The following is a 21,756-nucleotide window of genomic DNA, read 5'->3' on the forward strand; positions in this document are numbered from 1 at the left end:
GATTCAAACTTTGGTTTAAGCGAAGTTTTTCTAATGTATAGAGATTCAGCAGGACCATTCAAATATGGATGGCGTGGTTTGAGTTTTCTGGGATGAACACGGTGAACGTGGAGCCTTCTCCTTCAGTGCTCTCTACCGTAATGGTTCCGCCAAGCACCTCCACTTGGGATTTGGTGATAAAAAGACCAATTCCCCGAGCATCTTCGTTTTTGTGAAAGGTTTTAAACATCCCAAAAATTTTATTTCCATGTTTTTCTAAATTGATTCCAAGACCATTGTCCTCCACACGAAGTGAAACTTGTCCCTCTGCCTTCTTGGAAGAAATTCGAATGAAAGCACCATCTTTTAATCGAACGTACTTAATCGCATTTGATACAAGGTTCAGGATGATACTTTCTAAATAGGCCGGGATGATGGTCAGTCTTAAATTCTCTTCAATTTCCACAAATATTTGAATATTTCTAGATTCGATGGAACCTTTGAGTATATTCAAAGTCTTTTGCACTTCCTCTTCAATCATACAAACTTCCATTGGTTTATTTAACATCTGATTGATGGAAATGATGTCATTTAAATGGGTGATGGTTTCGTTCAGTTTTTCTGAAGAAGCGTGCAACATGTTCACAATGTTTTTTCTTTCTTCCTCGTTTGGATTTTCTTCGAGTAGTTCGATAAGAGAAGAAAAATTGGAAGAGTGTTGGCGTATATTATGAGAAACAATATATGCAAAATTTTGAAGGCGACTATTTTGGATGCCTGTAAAGTGAAGCATTCTGTTTGTGTTTTCTAAGGCTTCTACTTCTTCAGTGATATCAAATCGAATTGATAAAAAGGATTCAATTTTATCGTTAGAATCATACAAGGGGTGGATATAAGTTTGTAACCAGAAGAAATTTCCTTGTTTGGATTGGTTTCGAATGATTCCTTCCCAAGGTCTGCCAGATAAAATGTCTCTCCACATTTTTTCCCAAAACTCTTTTGGATGGAATTTTGAATTGAGTTTTTTGTGATCTGAACCTAACAGTTCTTTTTCGGAGTAACCCGAAATTTGAACAAACTTTTGGTTTGCCCTTTGGATCACTCCTTTTGTGTCGGCGATGCTGACAATCGCTGAACGTTCGATTGCATCGAGGATTGCTTTTAGTTTTCTATTTTTTAATTCGATCGTATTCTGTGTATTTTTTAATTCAGTAATGTCGAGAAAACTCGCCGTAGCCCCTTCTAGTTTCCCTTCTGTATCATAGATTGGTGTAGCGTTAATATTTAACCACTTTACCTTTTCTCCTTCGGAAATAATTCCATGTTCGCAGTGGTAAACAGTTTTTTGTTGGTTTAAGGCAACAGATAGTGGGAGTTCTTCAGGGGGGAAGGGCGAACCATCTACTCTAATTTGTTTCCATTCTTTTGAAGCAAAGTATTTGTTTTTTAACTCATCAATTTCCAAAGATAGAATTTTTGCGGCATTATCATTCGCATAAATGATTTGACCTTGCAGGTTCACCACGACCACACCATTAAGCATTGTTTTTAAGACATGGTTTAGTTGAGATTCTTTTTCATGAAATGAAAGACCAGCAAATAATTGTTTAGTGGCATCTTCTAATAGAATATAAAATAATTGAGAAGAGAGCGACTGTGCCCGAAGTGAATAAACCTTCCTGGTATTTATTTTCTCGTTATTTGGATTCTCTGCATCCAAATAAATGGGAGAGGATTTTTCTTTTTGTAATGTAGAGAACGTTTGTGATAAAAACTCTTCGTTTCCGAACGGATGAAATAACTCTCTTAGGGAAAGAGATCTTTTCTTATTGTGATTCCATTTGAAAAAAGATTTTGCGGGTGGATTTGCATAAACCAATTGACTTTCCAAAGAAAATTGGTCTGTGGGGGATTCGAAAAGGAAAACCCCAAAAGGTAAACTATCAGCAAAGAGAACAAAAGAAGTAGGATCAGTTTGGTTGATTGGTTCCATCGATTGTTCTAACGGCTTCTGTGGGAAGACCTTGGAAGATCAGACGAAGAGAATGCAGAAATCCTTGGAAATTAAGCGTCTATAATTTATTCCAATAAGGTGAGAGTCGTAGGGAATTGCAGAACTTTCCGATGGAATTGGTGAAGATTACATCAAAACGATTGGCCCCATGAGGTGCCAAATAAATTTCCCCATTGGGCCCAAGGGCTCCGCCTCGGTAGGAGGTTCCGGGTTTAGGAAAGAGTGTAGCGAACGTATGGTCTTTGGTGTCAATTGAGATAAAGTTTGCATAATTGTCACTGGGAACGGGATAGATTTTTCCGTTAGGGGCAAGCACGGCTCCATTAAACATATTGGATCCGGTAGCTCCGGGAATATTAGAGACAGTGACAATTTGCCCTGAGTCAGTGTTCAAATAAATTAGCGGGATATTGTTATATGGAATCATATAAATCCGGCCATTGGGAGTGAGTACTCCAGAAATATAAGCATTACCTCCGGGAAAAACATAGGGGTGGGGCGTTACAGAATCATCACTTATATCCAAAATGTACATTGTGGTTGTGGTAAAGGGAATAAAATAGATTTTTCCTTGAGGGGTAAGGACAGCAGAGGAAAATCCTCCTGAAGTGGGTGTCGCCACCGATCCAATGACTCCTGTATTTGTATCGTAATAACGAATGATCGTTTCTGAACTAGGGACAAAGTAGATTTTTCCATTTGGAGCGTACATGGCTCCGTTATAGGCTGCACTAATCATTGTTTGGCTACCGATCGACGTCTTTTGGTTGTTATTTGTTGTATCTAAAGAAAGGAAAACATTGGAAACGTGAGGAGCTAAATAAATTTTTCCTGATGGTCCGAGGGAGCCTCCAATAAATTCCACACCACCAGCAGATGGTCCCGCATTTGTATAAGTTTTTGAAAGCGGATTGATTGATAAAAACATGGGTGAGTCATAAGGCAGAAAGTAAACCTCTCCATTCGGAGCATTGAGCGCACCTTGAAAGGCTGTTGTACCATTCGTTGTAACAGAAGCCACAGTTTCCGGTCTGTATTGGAATAGGGTTTCAGTAGCAAAGGAGCCAAGGGAAAATTGTGTTTCCATCTCGACTTTGACTTGAGGCCAATTTTCGGCTAAATGAGTCTCCTCGTATTCCAATTGGCATGCGGGAAGTTTGGGAAACACTCTGTACCCACATTGGTTACTTTTGTCTTTTACCACGAGCCTGTAGAGAATATTGGGTAGGAAAAAGCGGTCGTCTGCATCGCATAGATTGTCTGCCTTTGGTTCGGCACAAGCGAAAAGAAAGGAAAGGACAAGAAACGGCAGAAAGGAGCGGTTCATAAATTGTTTCTGAAAACAAGGTATTGGAACTCTGTTCAATCAAGCAAGTCGGAAAGGAAATTTAGGGATTCGGAGGAATCCGAGGACTGCTGCCGGCAGAATCTCTACCGTCAGCAGACGTACAAAAAACAATCAATCTGCTCGGCCATTCCTCTGGGAAGGAACAGCCAAGGATTTTATATTATGGAACTTCTGAACAGTAAATACCAACTTGTCTTGGGTTTCGCAATTCATGAGTCACACAATAATTTGGAGGAGGAGGTGGATTTGGTTGTGAAAAATAGAATACCGCACCATTCGTAATGTTCGAATAATCCATAGTTGCTGAATTCACGTTGATAAAAGATCCACGGAAGATGGCTCCACAAGCCCAACCTTCTCCCCAATAATCACCCCAAACATGTGCCACATAAGATCCAGGTGAATACCAAACGGACATATTAGAACCTCGAACATAGCCAGCAGGACAAGTGATTGTTGTACTGGTTCCATTCGCATTGAAATCAAAAAATAAGCGATTTGATTCACATGTTCTGTTTTGGCATGATGCATTTTCAACACCTGTGCCTCCGCATCCCGCCACCGGATCGAGGCATACTCGAGATCGTGTTCGTGTGCCTATTCCACATTTTGCGCTACAACTACTCCAATCCGTCCAAGCTCCCCAACCAGAAGTTCCTGCAAGGGTTGTCACTGTGAGTCCTATGTTTGCCTGTCCTCGGTTACCTACTTCATCAATTCCAACGATACAGACGTGATAGGTTGTGTTTTGGATCAATGCACCTACCACAGTAGATACTTGGGCGCTTGGAACAAAGTTACTAATACTAGGTGAATGTTTCCAAGGGGCGTTTTGGCACTCAAAGTCTGTTGTGATTGGATTAATGGAGATACCAATTTCATAATGATTGATATTTCCAGTCATTCCATCATCTCCCACATTTAACCAAGACAATTGGATCTGGTCTTGTGAAATACCTGTTCCAATAAATGAAGTGACTTGGGCAGGAGCAATGTAATCAGCCTCATATACCATAATTTGGACAAAGTCTGTCCCCATTCTCGGTCCACCATAACAAGTGGAACTTGAGTCAGTGAATCTCAGTTCGAGTGTATACATTCCCCCTACATCTGGAATAAACGACGCATTCAATTGATTTGCATTTGTAATTTGTGCATTAGTTACAGTCGATGTCGGTGGTTTTGAGATGATATTCCATTGATAAACATAACTAGCAGGGTTTGCCGAACAAACACCGGAGTCTGGGTCATAGGATTGAGAACCATTGAGCAATACTGTTGCTGATGCCATTGCATTGTTTTGGTCTGGGCCTGCGTTAACAATGGGTGGTAAGTTCCCGAGCATTGTTGTTGCCGATACGACACCATTCCATCTGCTTTTGTTACCAACTTCATCATAGGCTCTGACACAAAAGTAATATCGTGTATCGGCACTGAGTTGGGTTGCTAAAAAGTTGATATTGGTTCCGACTGGGATTGAACTGATTGAGTTTGTTACTTCATGACTATTGTCACAATCTGCATCAGTGTTGATCACACTTGCTGATCTACGGATTTCGTAAGAAGTAGCATTCCCTGTGTTTCCATCATCACCCACTGCTGTCCAAGAAAGTTGGATGGATTCGTTTGTCATCGCTGTCGCTGTGAGAGTCGTTACATCCGCCGGCCTTACTGTATCACTTACGGCATAGGTAGTGGCTGAAACATTGGATGATGCCCATTCGTTTCGATTTCCGTTGTGGTCATATGCACGTATACAATAGAAATAGGTTGTATTGGGAGCATGTCCGTTCGCATCCCAAATTTCCACAGTCCCTGCATTTTTTGGAGTCAGAGTATGGAAGATGGTGCTTGCCTGTGAACATTTTGCATCCGTATCAATATTGTTAGCGGATCGTCGAATTTCGTAAGCACTTACTTTTCCAAATGGGCCATCATTTCCCGGGGCTTGCCAACGCAATCGAACTTTTGTTGTCGACATGGCGGTTGCAGTGAGCGTAGTGATGTTGTTTGGTGGAACTGTGTCTACGACAGTCACTGTGGAAGTTGCTTGGAAGGAACCAACTGTTACCTGAACTCCTGCAATTCCAGGGGCAATGGCTTGGAATACTGAATCAGAAAATTCTCCCACAGGAGATCCGCTGAGTGCATTTCCAGTAGTGACAAAATTTGACTGCACATACCGAGGCGAACCTAGATAGGATGCAAGAATTGAGAATGTGATTTTTTCATCCAAATACATTCTCGCTTGGTTTGGTATCACAGTGATGGAATCAATTTGTGGGTTGTATTCTCCGTTTGGTGTATAGTCAGCTACGTTCGGAATTCCATCCCCGTCTGAATCAGGAAATAATGCTGCATTGGGTGAGGATGCACTGTTCGGATTGAATCCATTATCGATTTCCCATGCGTCCAAATAACCATCGTTATCTTTGTCTGTATCATAATTGCTAACAAAAGCAGGGTTTCCAGAACTTGCAGGGTAGTAAAACATATCTGTGCTTGGTCTAGTTGTATTATTACCGTACACATCTACTGCTAAAACTTGGATTTGAATTCCTGCTTGGATCATCGATTCATAAGGAATGAGTGCTGAATACCAATTGCCTGGTTCTGGGGTCATTCGTATAGCGACAGTCCCTTGGCCAACAGGTCCCGTGATGAGATAGACAGACATTGTGTCACCATCCGGTTCGATCACTTGTGCTCTTACTCGGAATGGCAAAAATGAAGCACTTGGTTTGAAATCATAAAAAGCTCCCACAATATTGGGTGCGCCATTGCCTGGGGGAGGAGTTCCTCCTCCAAAGATGGAAAAAGTTCTGGATTGGAATTGGATTTTATCACTACTAACGGAAGTTAGTCCAGCATCCCATCCTCCTGTCACACGACCAGAATTGTCACTATCGGAAGTAGTGGAGTAAACAAAACCTTGCGATTTTTGTTTTGCTAAGTTCAGGGCTTCAATTTTTTCCGTTTCTTGAGTGATTGTGATCACTACATCTTTTTTAAACCGGTAGGAAGGAGTCACTTCATAAGCATCCGTTGTCGGTATGTAGCCATTGGGCAAACTCGCAGGAGCAAATGTATACTTTTTGATGGAAAAGGTTTTTTCCTCATCCATTGCCCCTGGAGGGATCAATACTTCAAAATTTCCATCTGTTGATTTGATCATAGTTCCGGCAGGTCCTGCAGTGACACTACCGACACTTGTGACAGAGCCAGCAATCAGGCCAAGCTCTTGGAGTTTTTTGTCTGATTCTTTGGAAAAATCCAAAAAAGCAATACATGAGACCAAAAGTTGGCCCATGATGAGAATACTAATTAATTTTTTCACTTTTAAGTTACCCAGTATTTTTAATATTCGCAAATCTGGAGTTAGGCCAAAGGTCTGTCGATTCAATTTGTTATGCGAAATAAAAAAATAGTTTTAACAGATGTTTTGTTTAGGGATTTCCTATAGGTGCTTGCTATATTGAATGGCGTTCATATTGTACGAAAAATGACGAACAATCGTCGGTAATCTTTTTGTATTTATAGGATTAATCCTTGTTAGGATATGAAATGACTTGGTCTTGTGATAGAATTTTTTTTCCACTTGTGGTGATGACTGGAAAAAAATTGGGATCGCGATTAGGGTCCGTAAGGAGTAGTTTAACATCACGAATTTTTTCATAACATTCTTTCATAAAGAGTTGGTGGCCGCACCCTAGTAAATGATATCCTTCGTGGATGAGCGTTGATTTTGGACTAGTGAATAACATCTGTATGGTGGATATATACTTGGCTTTGATATAACCTCTTGTGTTTGTTTGGCCTTCCACGGCACCTTGGACTTCAAGTTTTAAGCCCACACCCACAAAAATTCCGAGAGTCATAACCTCAAAAACAATATCTCCCCAAGTCCTACCTTTTAAATAGAGGAGCCTGTCACAATCTTTTGTTAGTTGGCGTTCCATTAAGTAACCAAGAATGTCTGTTCCCCAAAATCCAGGTCTTTCCATCACTGCCACTTCAACAGGCAAGGCTTTGAGTTGATAAAAGGAAAGTTCTTCATTCCAAGCACTAAATAAATTAGAGATTTCTTCTTTCGTGATATCTGGTTCGGTTATGAGGCAAACTCGGAACTGGCTTTCTTCTCCAAAGTCCATCCCTTCCCTGATTTTTTTTTCATGAAAACCGATCGTGGTACATTCTAAAAATACAATGAATATAAAGAGATAATAAGGGAATCGGTAACGCATATTGGATTGAGAATTCGATGTTCTAAAATTTTCTTTTTTTCGCAAATCTTAAAAATCGGAAACACAACGAATTCGATTGTTTATCGTATCTGCTTTTGCTTCGTTTCCTCCGCTAGAAGATCCGAAATAGGCGACATATGCTTGCGATGGGTTAGACAATAAGGTTGTCGAAGACCAATAAAACTGATTATTTCCTATAGCAGTGTTTGGAAAGTAAATTGGGTCTATTCCTGGGCTACCAATTGTAAGATAAAAATCTAAGAGACTTCTTAATTCGCTGATATTGGGAAGGCGCCAGGTTCTTCCACCTAAGGTCAATCCTTGGCAATAATTGACAGCACTATTCCAAGTGAGGATCATATCTGTCCCTCCGGAACAAGTGGTCAAATTTGTTTGTCCAGCAGTGCACCTTTGCCATACAAGTGATGTGTCTAAATCAAGAATGGAACCATCACCATTATTTAATAATCGTTTGTTCTTAATTGGTTCTATATTTGCAACGCATCGTAAATAGTGTAAGTCCGAATATGCTCCTGTGCCAATTGATGATTGTATGAAAGTCGCGTTAAATTTTCGTGTCCCTGCGGTACTTTCAGTATTAGTTTTAAAATTAAAACTATCGGTAACAGGAAAAAAAGTTTGGTCGATCGATGGGTTTTCAGTTGAATAATCGAATGTACTAATATACTCATCAATTTCTGGGACTCTCCAGTTTGTGAGATTGGCAAAACCAGAACCTGCATTCAGATTGTTACATTCAGTGAACGCATCAGCGTAGGTGAATTGTGTGGAACCTGTTACGGCACATCCGATGCCAGTAATTCCTCTTTGGCAACTGGTCCAGACAAGGCCTGTATTGAGGTCTGTTGTGATTTCGTCAGACCCGATCAGTGTTGGACCAACAAAAACTTGGGGTGTACCTTTTTGGAACTGACCATCTTGGCCTGGAACACTCGAACATATGGCAGGATTGTTAATGGCATCAAAACAAGTTGTTTGTTTTGTTTTGATTGGAAGTTTACCCATCCAAGCGGGATTGTATGTACAACTTGCACTTCCTTTCGGATTTGAGGCTGTGATGGTATAGGTTTGTCTGTTTGCTTTCCATCCGGAATAAATTCCTTGAAGCGAATTGGAAAATGGAGAAAATGAAATTCCACTGGGAAATGGTGGGTTTGATGAAAAACTCAAACGATTTCCATCGGTTTCAAAATTTTCAAAAATGAAACTCCCGTTGGGTTTGGGAGTTTGTGGGGGACAAATCAAATAGTTGGGAGGTAGGACTTCCAATACCACACCACAATGGGAAGTTTCATCAAAATTGATGAATCGTATGATTAAACTTTCCAGATAATCTTTTGACTTAGGATCACAGAGGTTGTCAAAGTCTGTTTCTTGGCATGAAAATGACACAGATATAAGAATGAAAAAACACAGTATTCGTAAGCAAAAATGGATCATAGATTCGATCAAGGAATGAGATGACTGACCCTCTAACATTGATTCAATTTAATCAACATTTTTCTTCCGAAACCCCTCAATTTCTGTTCTTAAACTATCCACTCGTTTGGAATCTGCTGTTAAAAAGGATGCAAGGCCCAAGGTTTTTTCTGCTTTGGGAAGGTTGCTTACAAGAAGGTAAAGTTGCACAAGTCGCAAGAGGTTGGATAAATGGCCTGGATTTCGCAACCGAATTCTTTCCCCCATATCAATTGCTTTTCCATATTCTTTGGTTTGTTTGTAAGTGAAAGAGGCGAGATAAATTATATCACTGTCTCCTGGAAATTCTTCGATGTATGTGTTACATTTTTCTGCCGCAAGTTTGTAATCTTTCATTCGGACTAAAAGACGAATTAGGGCTCTTTTGATTTCTTGGTTTTCTGGATTGATTCTGCTTGCTTCGATTAAACTTTCTTTCGCTTGGTCCAATTGGTTTTCTTTGATCTGGTTCCTTGCTTTTCGCATAAGATCGTAAGATTCTTTTCGAATGGATCTAGGAGGAAGGGTTTGGTGTTCTTTAAAAGAAATTCGCATCAAACTTAAGTCGTCGGTGAGCTCTCCCATTTCCAAAATGGATTGGTAAATTGGTTTTAAATTTCCGCCACCATTTTCGACATGATGTAAAAAAAGTTCCTCATCATGATTGATTTTCCTAAACTCTGTTTGTGTATCAAATTCAATATCATCTCGACCATCGGAACCTAAGATGACAACGTCTCCGGGTTGCAATTGTAGTGTGGTTATTTCTAAAGAGTTTTCTTTAACTGGGGTTCCCAATTTTCTTAGTTCTGAGTTGTTTTTGATAAATTCTGCCTTTTGGTTGCGGTAGAGGACTGACCAGGGATGTTCGGCATTCAAATAATACATAAGGCCGGTTTCGTCATCAATTAGACCCATAACCATGGAAACTAACATAGAACAGTCGAAACTTTCAAATATATGGTGGAGTTCTTGGTAAGCATTTTTAATCCATCGTTCTGCATATTGAGATTTGATCGATTGTACTGCAAATGAACGTTCCAAAATGGACTGAACTGCTGCGCCAAGAACGAGTACTCCTCCTGCTCCTTGTAGAGACTTTCCCATTGCATCTGCATTTAGAAAAAAAGTGTAATCTTTTCCACGCAAAGGAACGGTTCGTGTGATACAAATATCTCCACCGATTTCATTTTCTCTTCCATGGAAGGTGAACGTTTTCTTTTGTTTGATTAAAAAATCGGTTTTAACATTGGAACCAAGTGTTTTGTTTAAGCTGAGTGGTTTGATGAGTAGTGAAGTAAGGAAATAATCTCCATCTTGTTGTTTTTTCAATGTTTCAACCGTTTCCAAACTATTTCGAAGTTCAGAGGTTTTTTCTTCCACTAATTCCGTTAAGTTTTCTCTAATCCTTCCCACTTCCCTAGTTGCTTTTTCAAAGTTTTCAGCAAATCGAATGAACTCTTTGTCAATGGATAAGATGGGAAGGGCTCCCCGTCCTCCGCTTGCTAAACTGTTTGCCGATTCGTTAATTTGTTCTAAAGTTAAGTTTATAGATTGAAAAAACATAAAAATTAAAATCACTGATTCAAAAAAAGTCATTGTAATGAAAGCGAAAATTTTGATTACACTTGCGTTCTCAAAGGATATAAAAACTGCTAATACAGATAACGAAAGTAAGATGAGAATAAGGAGAAAAATAAATTTTCCTTTTAAACTCATGATCCCGTGGTTTTTGTGAATGGTAACATCTCGGTAGGAGAGTATTTTTTTTATCTCCACTCGTTTGGCCCCGGTAAAATAATCGGAGATGATATATGAGAAACCTCCGTATACAAATACGGCGGCAAGCCAACCAATCAGAATCAAAGCTAATTCATAAAGTGGATAATGATAAAATATATAAGTAAAAGATACCGAGATAAAAACAAATGAAGCATATCTTAAAGCGGCATACATATTTTCTTTTGGAAAATCAATGATGGCATTGAGAAGGTGCTCTAATTCCAAAATATCTTTGTGCCGGATGGTTTCGTTGGGCTTAAGATTTGCATTTAGTTTTTTAGTATCAGTACGAAGGCCTAAATACCCAAGAGGAGTTAGAATTCCAAACTCGATGCTATGACCGAGAGCTGCGAGTGCAGTGGTGATCACAAATACCAAAACCACTTCTGGGTGGTTTGCTACAGTGAATTCGGGGATTAAGGCAGATCCAAAAAAATAAGCGTAAAAAGCTCCAAAAAAGGCACCTTGGAGGGAGAAAATTACGATAGCAAAACAATAAGAAATATATTTATAGAAGAATTTAAAGATACGATCAAAAAATATGCTCATACGGATTCCTCGGGGAAACAAAGAGTATCTCTAAAGAAAAACTCAGTAAAGATTTTTATGAAATGATTCCAAAAAAAGTTAGATGTCTTATTAAAAAGGACTTTATTTGAAATCTCTTTAGTTTATGTTTCGCCCATGGAACTAAAAAATAAAAGAATCGTGATTACCGGCGCAGGTTCCGGAATTGGAAAAGAGACCATGTTGCAAGTGTTAAAGTATGAAGGAGTCAAGGTCCTTGCTTGCGACTTAAATGAAAAAAACATTCTCTCTCATCCCAATGTCATTCCCTATAAATGCGATGTTTCCAAAAAAGAGAATTTGGATAAATTACTAAAAGATGCAGACAAAAAACTAGGGGGAATTGATATTTTTTACGCAAACGCAGGTTTTGCTTATTATGAAGTCATTCCGAATGCTGATTGGGAGCGAATTGATCGGATTTACTCAACCAATGTTTTCTCTCCTTTGTATTGTTTGGTTTCACTGAACCATTCGAGAAAGGAACCATTTCTTTTTGTTGTCACAGCCTCTGCCATGAGCCATTTGTCTCTCCCGGGTTATGCTTTGTATTCATCGACAAAAGCGGCCGTTCGTTCGTTTATCGATGCATTCCGGTTTGAATTGAAGCCTGGAAATCGTGTGATGGTCGTTTATCCCATCGCTACGAGAACGCAGTTCTTTGATGCAGCTGGGAAAAAAGTGCCAGTTCCTTTTCCAAGTCAGTCTCCAGAAACAGTCGCCAAAAAGGTAGTGAAAGGGATTGAATCGAATGCAAAAGAAGTCTATCCATCTTTGTTATTTCGTTTCATTCAAATTCTGGATCGGTTTTTGTTTTTCATACTTCCAATTTACCAAAAAATCGAAGCTTCTAAACTGGTTTCTTTAAAAAAATAAGTCTATTGGGAAGTGTCAGGCAATGGAGAATCAATTGAGAGAGGGAAACCAGTAGAACGTCGTCTATCAGAAGATGAAAAGTTTGTCGAAGCTGAGCTTTTGACAACCATAATGAATGTCAGTTCCACAGCCATGATGGTACTCAATCCATTGGGTCAGATTCGGTACGCAAACCCAGCTTCCGAGTCTGTTCTTGGAATCAAACTCAATGACATTTTGGCAAGAACCTACGATGCACCGGAATGGAAAAATTCATCTTTGGATGGTGGGCCATGGCGGGAAGAAGACCAACCATTCAATATTGTTTTAAAAACTAAAAAACCAGTGACTGACATTCGCCATGCAATCGAAGATTCATTGGGGAATAAAAAATACCTTTCGATCAATGGTTCTCCTGTTTTTGGAAAAAATGGAGAACTCACTTTTCTCGTCTTCCTAATCACAGACATTACAGAAAATGTTCTGAAACAAAAAACCTTAGAATCGAATGAAGTAAAATATAGAACCATCACTGAACTTTCGTTAAGTATGGTTTATGATTTGGATATTAGATCGGGTGAAAACCATTGGGGAGGAGCCATCCAAGAAATTACAGGTTATTCCTCAGAAGAATACCAAAAAGTGGGATATAAAGAATGGATTGAGGCAATCCATCCCGATGACAGAGACAATACTCTTGAGGCATTCGAAGATGCTTTGACAAACCATCAAAAGTTTTCAATAGAATATCGTTATCGTATAAAATCTGGAATTTATATTTATGTAGAAGACAACGGGATTTTTCTCTATAACGAGGAAGGTGAAGCCTATCGAATGTTTGGTGCAATGATTGATAGAACCAAACAAATGGAAGCAAACATTGCCTTAAAAGAATCGGAATCTCGGTTGGTAATGGCTCTTGACGCTGCAAAAATGGGAATCTGGAGTTGGGATATCCTAGCGAGGACTATTTATTGGTCTCCCCAAACATATAGTATTTACGGATTTCCTGGCGAAAATTTTGAAGTGACTGAGGAAAAATTTTTAGAACTCACATTCAAAGATGATTTGGAGTTATTGTCCAAAGAAACAAAACTTCTGATGGAAGATTTAAATCGTTCCGCTTATCGAATCCGAAACCGAATCAATCACCCAGATGGAAAAATCCATTGGATCGAAGCAATCGGAAAGCTCACACGTAATAAAGAAGGCAAAGCGACGATCTTACAAGGAACAGTTTTGGACATTACAGAAATTAAACTGAGTGAAGAAGCTTTACGTAAATCGGATGAACGGTTTGAAACTTTTTATCAGTTTTCTACGGAAGCATTTTTGATCTTTGATGAGAATGGATTGAATGTAAAAGATTCTAATTTTGCATTCCAACGTTTGTTTGGATACGATCTAACAGAAATTCCAAATTTAAAAGTAAGAAGTCTCTTAACAACAGAATCCCTTCGTAAGATTCGAAATACCATTGCGACGAACAAATCAGATCCTTTGGAGATTATTTGCAAAAAAAGTAATGGAGATTTATTTCCAGCACTAGTTTCTGTAAAACGTTTCCTCTATAAAGAAACAAACTCGATTGCTTATAGTATTTTTGATCTAAGTCCATTAAAAGAGGTAGAAGAGTTACGTCTGATCAATTCAGAAATTAGAGATAAAAACAAACTGATTGAAAAACAAAAATTGGAGTTGGAGTTGGCTCTTGAAAATCTAAAACGAACCCAAGACCAGTTGATCCAATCGGAAAAGTTAGCTGCCCTTGGTCAGTTGATTGCAGGCATTGCACATGAAATCAACAACCCCATTGGTGCCGTCAAAGCTTCGAATCAAAACATGTTGGATTGGCAAAAAAAATATGGCATTGCCTCACAACTCTTCCGAGAAGCGATTTTATCTGTTCCTATGCCGGAACAAAAGATTGTAAAAACCATCTTAGCCAATTTAGACCAACCGATTGAGTTTTATACTGGAAAAGAAGAGCGCCTTCGAAAAAAGAAAAACAAAGAGATATTTTTGGCTCATGGCTTTGATTTGGGATGTGCAGAAGATTTTGCAGAGGTATGGGTTGAGTTGGGAATTGGCGAAATAGATTCGAGTTATCTACCTTTATTTAAATCTCATTATATCAAAGTTTTTTTAGATTATTTATCTTTGGAAATCCAATTCCGCAGGAATACTCGGTCCATCCAATTGGCAGTGGATCGGATTTCAAAGATTATGTATGCCTTAAAGAATTTTTCTAGGTTCGACGCGACTGGTAAAAAAAACAAAGCATCCATCCCTGATACAATTGAAACTGTCCTTACCATTTACCAAAACCAATTGAAACGTGGAATCAATTTAAAAAAAGATTTCGAACCAGTAGCACCAATTGACTGTTATCCGGACGATTTGTTACATGTCTGGACCAATTTGATTTACAACTCTTTGCAGGCCATGTCCTTTGTTGGTAATTTGGAGATTGCAGTCAAAGACCAAGGAGAAGAAATTTTAGTATCTCTAAAGGATTCGGGTCCTGGGATTCCAAAAGAAATCCAAGGTAAAATTTTTGAGCCATTTTTTACCACCAAAGCTCCAGGAGAAGGGAGCGGACTTGGGCTTGATATAGTCAATAAAATTGTCAAACGACACGGGGGAAGGATTGATCTCTCATCTGTTCCTGGGGAAACGATTTTTTATATTTATCTTCCAAAACAAAGTCAGTCGTGAATGGCATATGCAATTGTAGAGATGAGTTCTTCTTCATCCCAAGGTTTTTTTAAACAGGTAATGGGGCCAATTTCTGAATTTAAGTTTTCCATTGATTTTTGGTCTGCAAATCCCGTGATGATTACTTTTTTAATGTTTGGATAGGATTTATGAACCTTCCTTAAAAATTCATCTCCATTCATTCCTGGCATAGACCAGTCAGAAATGATCATTGAAACAGATTTACCTTCTTCTTCTAATTCTTTTAAAATGTCCCATGCCTCCATAGCGCTGTCAGCAGTTAGATATTTAAATTGTTCACCAAAATGTTGTTTTACCTGTGACTTCATACTCATTAATATTATGGATTCATCATCTACGAAAAGAATCGCATTTTTTTTATTCTCAGTCACAATTTCCACAGGAGATTGTTATAACGGTTCTCAATTGGATTGCAAGTAAATCTTGCCAAAATCTTCCAATTTCTATTCTTGTAGCATATGACATCTTATCCCAATCTTTTGTCCCCTTTGTCTCTCGGGTTCACTACGTTACGAAATAGAACCATTATGGGTTCCATGCACACCGGTCTCGAGGAAGCTCCGAACGGTTATGAACGAATGGCAGCTTTTTATGGTGAACGAGCAAAGGGTGGTGTGGCACTCATAGTGACGGGAGGTATCGCTCCTAACGAAGCGGGAAGAGTATCCCGTGGTGGTGGTGTGATGGATACGGAAGAAGAAGCCAAACACCACCGAGTTGTAACGGAAGCGGTGCACAAAGAAGGTGGAAAAATTGCCATGCAAATCCTTCATACCGGTCGCTACGGATACCATGACAAAATTGTCGGGGCATCCAACCTTCGAGCTCCCATCAATATGTTCAAACCTCACCCTTTAACGGAAGAGGAAATTTATCAAACGATTGAAGATTTTGCACGATGCTCCGAATTAGCAAAGTTAGCTGGTTATGATGGAGTTGAGATCATGGGGAGTGAAGGATATCTAATCAATCAATTCATAGCCAAACGTACGAACAACAGGACCGATGATTGGGGTGGAAGTTTTGAAAACCGTATCAAATTCCCAATCGAAATCATCAAAGCTGTTCGCAAACGTGTAGGAAATGATTTTATTATCATCTATCGTTTGTCCATGTTAGATCTAGTGGAAGATGGTGGTAATATTGATGAAGTATTAATCCTAGCTAAAGAAATTGAAAAGGCTGGTGCCACCATTATCAATACCGGGATTGGTTGGCACGAAGCGCGAATTCCTACAATTGCCATGATGGTTCCAAGAGCTGCTTTCACTTGGGTGACAGCAAAGGTAAAGGGACATGTAAACATTCCACTTGTGACATCAAACCGAATTAATACTCCGGAAATTGCTGAGTCAGTACTTGCTGCGGGAGATGCAGATTTAGTATCTATGGCAAGACCCTTCCTTGCTGATTCTTTTTTTGTGAACAAAGCTGCTGCTGGCAAAGCGACAGAGATCAATACTTGTATTGCTTGTAACCAGGCCTGTCTTGATCATATCTTTCAGGGAAAAATCTGTAGTTGTTTGGTGAACCCAAGAGCTTGTCATGAAACGGAACTGGTCATTGGAAGAACTTCCAAACCCAAAAAGGTTGCTGTGGTGGGAGCAGGTCCCGGTGGGATGGCTTGTTCAACGACGTTAGCTGAAAGAGGACATTCTGTAACCTTGTTTGATGCTGGGAGTGAACTTGGTGGTCAATTAAACATTGCTCGCAGAATTCCAGGAAAAGAGGAATTTAAAGAAACCATTCGTTACTTCGGTGAGATGGCAAAAAAACATGGTGTGAATGTACAATTGAATACGTTTGTATCTGCAGACGATCTCATTAAACAAGGATTTGAGGAAGTTGTACTTGCGACTGGTGTCACCCCAAGGATACCAGAAATTCCAGGAATTAATGGTCCGAATGTTCTTAGTTATGTGGATGTCGTTCTGAAAGGTAAACCTGTAGGGAAACGAGCTGTTGTTTTAGGTGCGGGCGGTATTGGATTTGATGTGAGTTTGATGTTAACCGATGCTGGACATACCTTTTCGAAGGAAAACTATTTAAAGGAATGGGGAATCAACCAAAACATTACAAAAGATGGTGGACTAAGTGTTAAGGACACACCTCATTCAGGTAGAGAAGTGACAATGTTAAAACGTTCCAATAGTAAATTCGGAGCCACACTTGGAAAAACAACAGGTTGGATTCATAAAACTACTTTAGAAGACAGAAAGGTTACACAAATTTCCGGAGTAACTTATAAGTCCATTGAAGCAGATGGAATTGTTATCGAAGTGAAAGGGGAAACTAAAAAAATTCCTTGTGACACAGTAGTTGTTTGTGCAGGTCAAGATTCCAATCGTTCTTTACAGGAACCTTTGCAAAAGGCAAAAATTCCCGTACATTTGATTGGTGGAGCAGACCTTGCTTCAGAACTTGATGCCAAACGTGCAATTGACCAAGGGACTAGACTTGCAGTAACCATATAAGTTCTGTATGTTTCAGGGTCGCACTCTCAAAATTTCTGTCAAAAATTCAGAATTTCAAATTCTTTTGGCTCTGAGGACCAATCGGTCTAAACGGAGCCAAGAGAAAGAAGTGTTTGTTGAGGGCACTGAATGCATCAAACAACTAATAGATGCTCGTTGGGAGATCACTCGTATTTTGTTTAGGGATGGAGTGAGGTTATCGCAATGGGCCGAATCTGTTTTAAAAAAATATCCGAAGGCAAAGCAGTTCGAGGTGAGTTCAGATCTTTTTTTGGAACTTTCCGAAAAAGAAAATCCATCAGAACTCATTGTTACGGCCAAAATTCATCGTAATGATTTTCAGAATCTAGATCCGCCGACCCATCCTTTTTATCTCCTCTTTGATCGACCTAGTGACTTGGGCAATTTTGGTTCCATCCTTCGATCGGCAGATGCTTTTCAAGTAGATGTTGTTTTTGTCCTAGGACATTCTATTGATGTTTATGATCCTAAAGTCATAAGAGCAAGTTTAGGCAGTATTTTTCATACTAAGTTGGTATTTTTAGAATCAGTTGCTTCGTTGGAATTATTTTTAAGAAAAGAAAAGAAACGATGTAATCTTCAAGTCATTGGCTCTGATTCTTCAGGAACAGAATCTTTGGAAAAGACAAATTTACAGACTCCAGTTTTAATAATTCTTGGCAATGAGGCCAAAGGGATGAGTGTTCACTTACAGTCCCTTTGTGATTTGATTGTCAAAATTCCTATGAGCGGGGTTGTCAATTCGCTGAATGTTGCCTGTGCTGGTTCTATTTTACTTTGGGAAGTCACAAGAAATAAAACAAGAACGAAGCTTAGTGAATCTGTTTAGCGGCAAGTTGCAATCGTTCCATCTGGATTATATTTTACACTCGCACCAGAAGTAAACTGAATGTATTTTACCCCATCCACACAAACTTCATCATAACCGAAATATTTGGCACAACCCCGTGAGATAGTGCCACAACCAACAAAAAAGAAAGAAAATAATAAAACAATGCGAATGGGTTTAAGTGGTTTCATTTGCGACTCCTTGGTTTGTAAAGATCCCATTCCAGACATCCTCTAGATGTTGTAAGTGGGCCGTGAGTTGGTTCCTGTGATACAAGACGATATTGGACTTTTTTAAATTATGCAAAGATTTAGGTATATGGTAGAGAATCTCCTTGGTATGGATGGTTTCTTCTTCCCAATCAATGAGCTTGATTGTTTTTAGTTTAGTAAAAATAGATTCCAATTGGATTTGAATCGTTTCTTTTTTTAATTCAGAAGCAATTGTGATCTCAGGAAACTTAGATTCGATTTGTTTTTTTAGTTTTAGAATGAGTTCTACAAACTGGTGTTTTTTGATTTTTGTTTCTTTCCCAAATTTTAGTAGGATAAACGATGTTAGGTTTCCAGTCGTCACAGTATAGTTTTTTCCGAGTTTTTCTGCTACTAATTTCACAACTTGGTCGGCAGGAAGTTCCTTTTGAATTTCAAAAGGTTTCCCATATTTTATGTATAACTTTGTTTTTTGATATGAAAGGTGGTCATAAGTAAGCGTAAAGCTATTAAAATGAAGTTTGTCTATTTTGGATTTGATGTAGTAGGCACCACGTTTTACCTGGTTTAGAAACCCATCATGACTATAGGTTCCTTCGGGGAACATAAATAGGTTTCTTCCTTTTTTGATATGAGCCACAAGGTCTGTCCATTCACTGTCAACCTTATCTCGAAGTTCTCCGGATTTGATGAGTTCTCTTGCATTGTCACGGAACGGGCGTTTAATGGGAACAGCACCAATGTAACGTAATAAAAAAGGAATGATATTTGTTGCATCGATGAATTTAAAAATCCATTTTAAAATTCCCTTTGACCGAAACTCTTTTTGTAAAAACCCAGGCAATAAAATATCCTCCCTTGCTGGTATGATCATTTTGATTTTTGGATTGAGCCTTGGGTAAACCATCGAAAGAGAGACAACATCGGCTTCGGAAACATGATTACAAAGTAGGGCAGTTGGGTAAGGTGATTCTAAATGTTCTTCTGCGTTTGAAAAGTTTTCTTCAATAGAATGGAAAACAGTTCCTTTGGCCAAACTCACTAATTTGATTAGAAAATCATATACGAGCGTTCGTTTTTTCGGTTTCATTCAGATAGGTATCTTGGTCAAAGCAATAAAAGTCGATTGGAAACTTATTTGTTTCGGTAACGTTTTGTTTATAAGTAAAAAATTACCTTAATTGATCTTTTGGATTACTTGCCAGAGTGATGCTTTCGCCAGTATACTTGCTTCCACACTCGGATGCGAATATTCGTCTCTGTATAAAAAATCACCCATTTTGTTTACGAACCGACATTCTTTTTCAGGGCAAAAGACATCCATTAGGTCGAGAATATAAAAATTTGAATGTTCATTTTTTATACTTAGCAATTTTTCATGGAATGGTTTTCTTCGGCTCAAAGTTTCTTCTTTAGAAAAATACAAACAAGGAGGTTCTTGAAATTTATGCCACCATTGTATTTGTGCTAAATCTGGATTGCAGTTGGATTCTCTCATCAAGGGAATTGTATGTTGAAAGATCACATTTATTTTTTTGTTTTTAAATGTTGATACAAATTGGCTCAGTTCATTAATGAAAAGATTCATTTTATCTTCTTCGGTAATGACACTGGAAAGATCGTAAACCATAAGAATCCCATCATTTTCTCTTAATTCTTCAGTTAATTTTGGGACAACTTCCTGCCAATAATATTGATTGGTTTTTTCCCAGTTGTTTGGGAAAGGTAAGTTTGGCGCAGGAAAACTTCCTAAGCTAGAAGTTATAGTTACCATTGATTGGTTTTCTGGAAGCACTTGGAACATATAAACTTGTGCTGCACTATATGAATTTCCTAAAACTAAATACTTCTGTTTATCTTTGAATTGTTTTCCAAAAGAACAATTATCTGAAGTGATAATTTTTCCTAAATCTTTATTATTTACCAATACACAATTTTCTGGATTCCAAGTTTCTGACTGGTAAGTGACTGGACTTAATAAATTATGTACACCTTTTGATTTTAATTTGGCCGGGGTACCAAGATAAAATGATCCATCCAAATAAAATGGATAAAGGACAATTCGAATCAATATGATAAATGCAATTGCCGTGGAAATGGAGAGTGTAGTAGGAGATAAAGAACCTGCTTTGTTAAGCCACTTCCATTTCCATTCGGAATTTCGTAACGGAGTTTCTATCATTCGATAGGATAAATAAGAAAAACAGAAACAAAGAATGAGGATAAGCGGAATCATATAATTTTTGATCCCAAAAGTCCAACGGAAAAAAGTTATGATCGGCCAGTGCCATAAATACAATGAATAGGATAAAAGGCCTATAAAAGTGACGGGTTTCCACTGCAAAAGTTTGACCACGGAACTATTTGAATCTAATAAAAAGAGAATACCTGCGGTTAAAAGAACGATGAGTAGATTATAATATTTTTCTGATAGTTTAGGGTATTTAGAATCAAATAAAAGAACAATGAGTAGTGATAAAAAAATTGGAAGAAGAAAATAGGATGCCCTAACAACTATTTGTTTAAACGGATTTGTTTTAACCTCTATTTTGTTCGAAACTAAAAAAACAAAAGACCCTAAACTTAGTTCCCAAAATCGACTATGGACTAAGTAAAAAACTTTGATAGGGTGCTTTTCAAAGTTTTTTAAAAAGAATGTAAGTGATAAAGCTGTTAGGAAGATTAGGGTGAAAACAAAAGTTTTTTTTCTGTCTCGATTTTGTACAAACCACCAAAACAAAATAGGAAATAATAAGTAGAACTGTTCTTCCACACCGAGGGACCAAGTATGGGTGAAGGCGTTTAACTCGGCTGTGGTGCTAAAATAGTTTGTCGCCATATTTGCTAAGTATAAGTTTCCTATTCCGATTAGAGAACTAAGCCCTGTTTCAATGCTCATTGTGGTGTGGTGGGATTCGTTAGAAGAAAATAAAAACGTAGTAAAAGTTGCGAAAGTTACTACAGCCAACAAAGCAGGGAACAGGCGTTTGGCTCTTCTTTTCCAAAAATCTTTTAAAAACGGAATAAAATCCATTTTTTCTCTTTCCACCAAGGACTTTGTGATCACAAATCCTGATAAAACAAAGAACATGTCCACACCAAGGTAACCGTTTAGGCATAACCCTTGTTTTATGTGGTTTAGTATAACAGCGATAATGGCGATGGCTCGGAGTCCATCGAGTTCCTTCCTGTACATCGGTAATGGTCGAATGT

Annotated in this window: 14 protein-coding genes; 4 read left to right on the forward strand and 10 right to left on the reverse strand. The window is 38.6% G+C overall.

What is annotated here, in order from left to right:
- Positions 1-58 precede the first annotated feature (58 nt).
- The 6 genes from CLV96_RS00530 to CLV96_RS00555 form a co-directional block, all read right to left on the reverse strand.
- Positions 59-1,972 carry a PAS domain-containing sensor histidine kinase gene (locus CLV96_RS00530; RefSeq protein WP_004783526.1) on the reverse strand — a complete coding sequence of 638 codons (1,914 nt, stop codon included), beginning with the start codon at positions 1,970-1,972 and terminating at the stop codon, positions 59-61.
- A 79-nt stretch (positions 1,973-2,051) separates the two neighbouring features.
- On the reverse strand, positions 2,052-3,320 hold the full coding sequence (locus CLV96_RS00535; RefSeq protein WP_004783653.1) for a Vgb family protein: 1,269 nt from the start codon (positions 3,318-3,320) through the stop codon (positions 2,052-2,054).
- Between the two features lie 181 nt (positions 3,321-3,501).
- Entirely contained in the window at positions 3,502-6,678 is a 3,177-nt protein-coding gene (locus tag CLV96_RS00540) for a fibronectin type III domain-containing protein (RefSeq protein ID WP_004783925.1), read from the reverse strand.
- Positions 6,679-6,883: 205 nt separating this feature from the next.
- Positions 6,884-7,585: a hypothetical protein gene (locus CLV96_RS00545; RefSeq protein ID WP_051012771.1), complete on the reverse strand. Its 702-nt coding sequence runs from the start codon at positions 7,583-7,585 to the stop codon at positions 6,884-6,886.
- A gap of 48 nt (positions 7,586-7,633) precedes the next feature.
- Positions 7,634-8,998: an Lcl C-terminal domain-containing protein gene (locus CLV96_RS00550; RefSeq protein ID WP_243836369.1), complete on the reverse strand. Its 1,365-nt coding sequence runs from the start codon at positions 8,996-8,998 to the stop codon at positions 7,634-7,636.
- Positions 8,999-9,094: 96 nt separating this feature from the next.
- On the reverse strand, positions 9,095-11,395 hold the full coding sequence (locus tag CLV96_RS00555; protein ID WP_004783724.1) for a SpoIIE family protein phosphatase: 2,301 nt from the start codon (positions 11,393-11,395) through the stop codon (positions 9,095-9,097).
- Positions 11,396-11,530: 135 nt separating this feature from the next.
- Between CLV96_RS00555 and CLV96_RS00560 the strand changes: the two genes are divergently transcribed.
- On the forward strand, positions 11,531-12,289 hold the full coding sequence (locus CLV96_RS00560; protein ID WP_004783669.1) for an SDR family NAD(P)-dependent oxidoreductase: 759 nt from the start codon (positions 11,531-11,533) through the stop codon (positions 12,287-12,289).
- Between the two features lie 12 nt (positions 12,290-12,301).
- Complete coding sequence (locus tag CLV96_RS00565) at positions 12,302-14,986, forward strand: PAS domain S-box protein (RefSeq protein WP_004783822.1); 2,685 nt, start codon at positions 12,302-12,304, stop codon at positions 14,984-14,986.
- Here CLV96_RS00565 and CLV96_RS00570 read toward each other — a convergent pair.
- Complete coding sequence (locus CLV96_RS00570; protein ID WP_040916972.1) at positions 14,977-15,387, reverse strand: response regulator; 411 nt, start codon at positions 15,385-15,387, stop codon at positions 14,977-14,979. The genes CLV96_RS00565 and CLV96_RS00570 overlap by 10 nt on opposite strands.
- Before the next feature lie 78 nt (positions 15,388-15,465).
- On the opposite strand from CLV96_RS00570, the gene CLV96_RS00575 reads away from it, so the two are divergent.
- Together CLV96_RS00575 and CLV96_RS00580 are read left to right on the forward strand one after the other, a co-directional pair.
- Complete coding sequence (locus CLV96_RS00575; protein ID WP_004783736.1) at positions 15,466-17,481, forward strand: oxidoreductase; 2,016 nt, start codon at positions 15,466-15,468, stop codon at positions 17,479-17,481.
- Between the two features lie 7 nt (positions 17,482-17,488).
- The gene (locus CLV96_RS00580) at positions 17,489-18,331 is read left to right on the forward strand and encodes a TrmH family RNA methyltransferase (protein ID WP_004783695.1); all 843 of its coding nucleotides are present in this window, start codon (positions 17,489-17,491) and stop codon (positions 18,329-18,331) included.
- On the opposite strand, the gene CLV96_RS00585 is transcribed toward CLV96_RS00580, so the two are convergent.
- From CLV96_RS00585 to CLV96_RS00595, 3 genes are all read right to left on the reverse strand, one after another.
- Positions 18,328-18,522: a hypothetical protein gene (locus tag CLV96_RS00585; RefSeq protein ID WP_004783710.1), complete on the reverse strand. Its 195-nt coding sequence runs from the start codon at positions 18,520-18,522 to the stop codon at positions 18,328-18,330. The genes CLV96_RS00580 and CLV96_RS00585 overlap by 4 nt on opposite strands.
- Positions 18,509-19,633 (reverse strand): lysophospholipid acyltransferase family protein, encoded by a 1,125-nt coding sequence (locus CLV96_RS00590; RefSeq protein ID WP_004783666.1) that lies wholly within the window; start codon positions 19,631-19,633, stop codon positions 18,509-18,511. The genes CLV96_RS00585 and CLV96_RS00590 overlap by 14 nt, the downstream gene beginning before the upstream one ends.
- Before the next feature lie 87 nt (positions 19,634-19,720).
- On the reverse strand, positions 19,721-21,739 hold the full coding sequence (locus tag CLV96_RS00595; protein WP_081581522.1) for an acyltransferase family protein: 2,019 nt from the start codon (positions 21,737-21,739) through the stop codon (positions 19,721-19,723).
- Between the last annotated feature and the right edge of the window lie 17 nt (positions 21,740-21,756).

Origin of the sequence: Leptospira meyeri (assembly GCF_004368965.1) — a bacterium.
GTDB lineage: Bacteria > Spirochaetota > Leptospiria > Leptospirales > Leptospiraceae > Leptospira_A > Leptospira_A meyeri.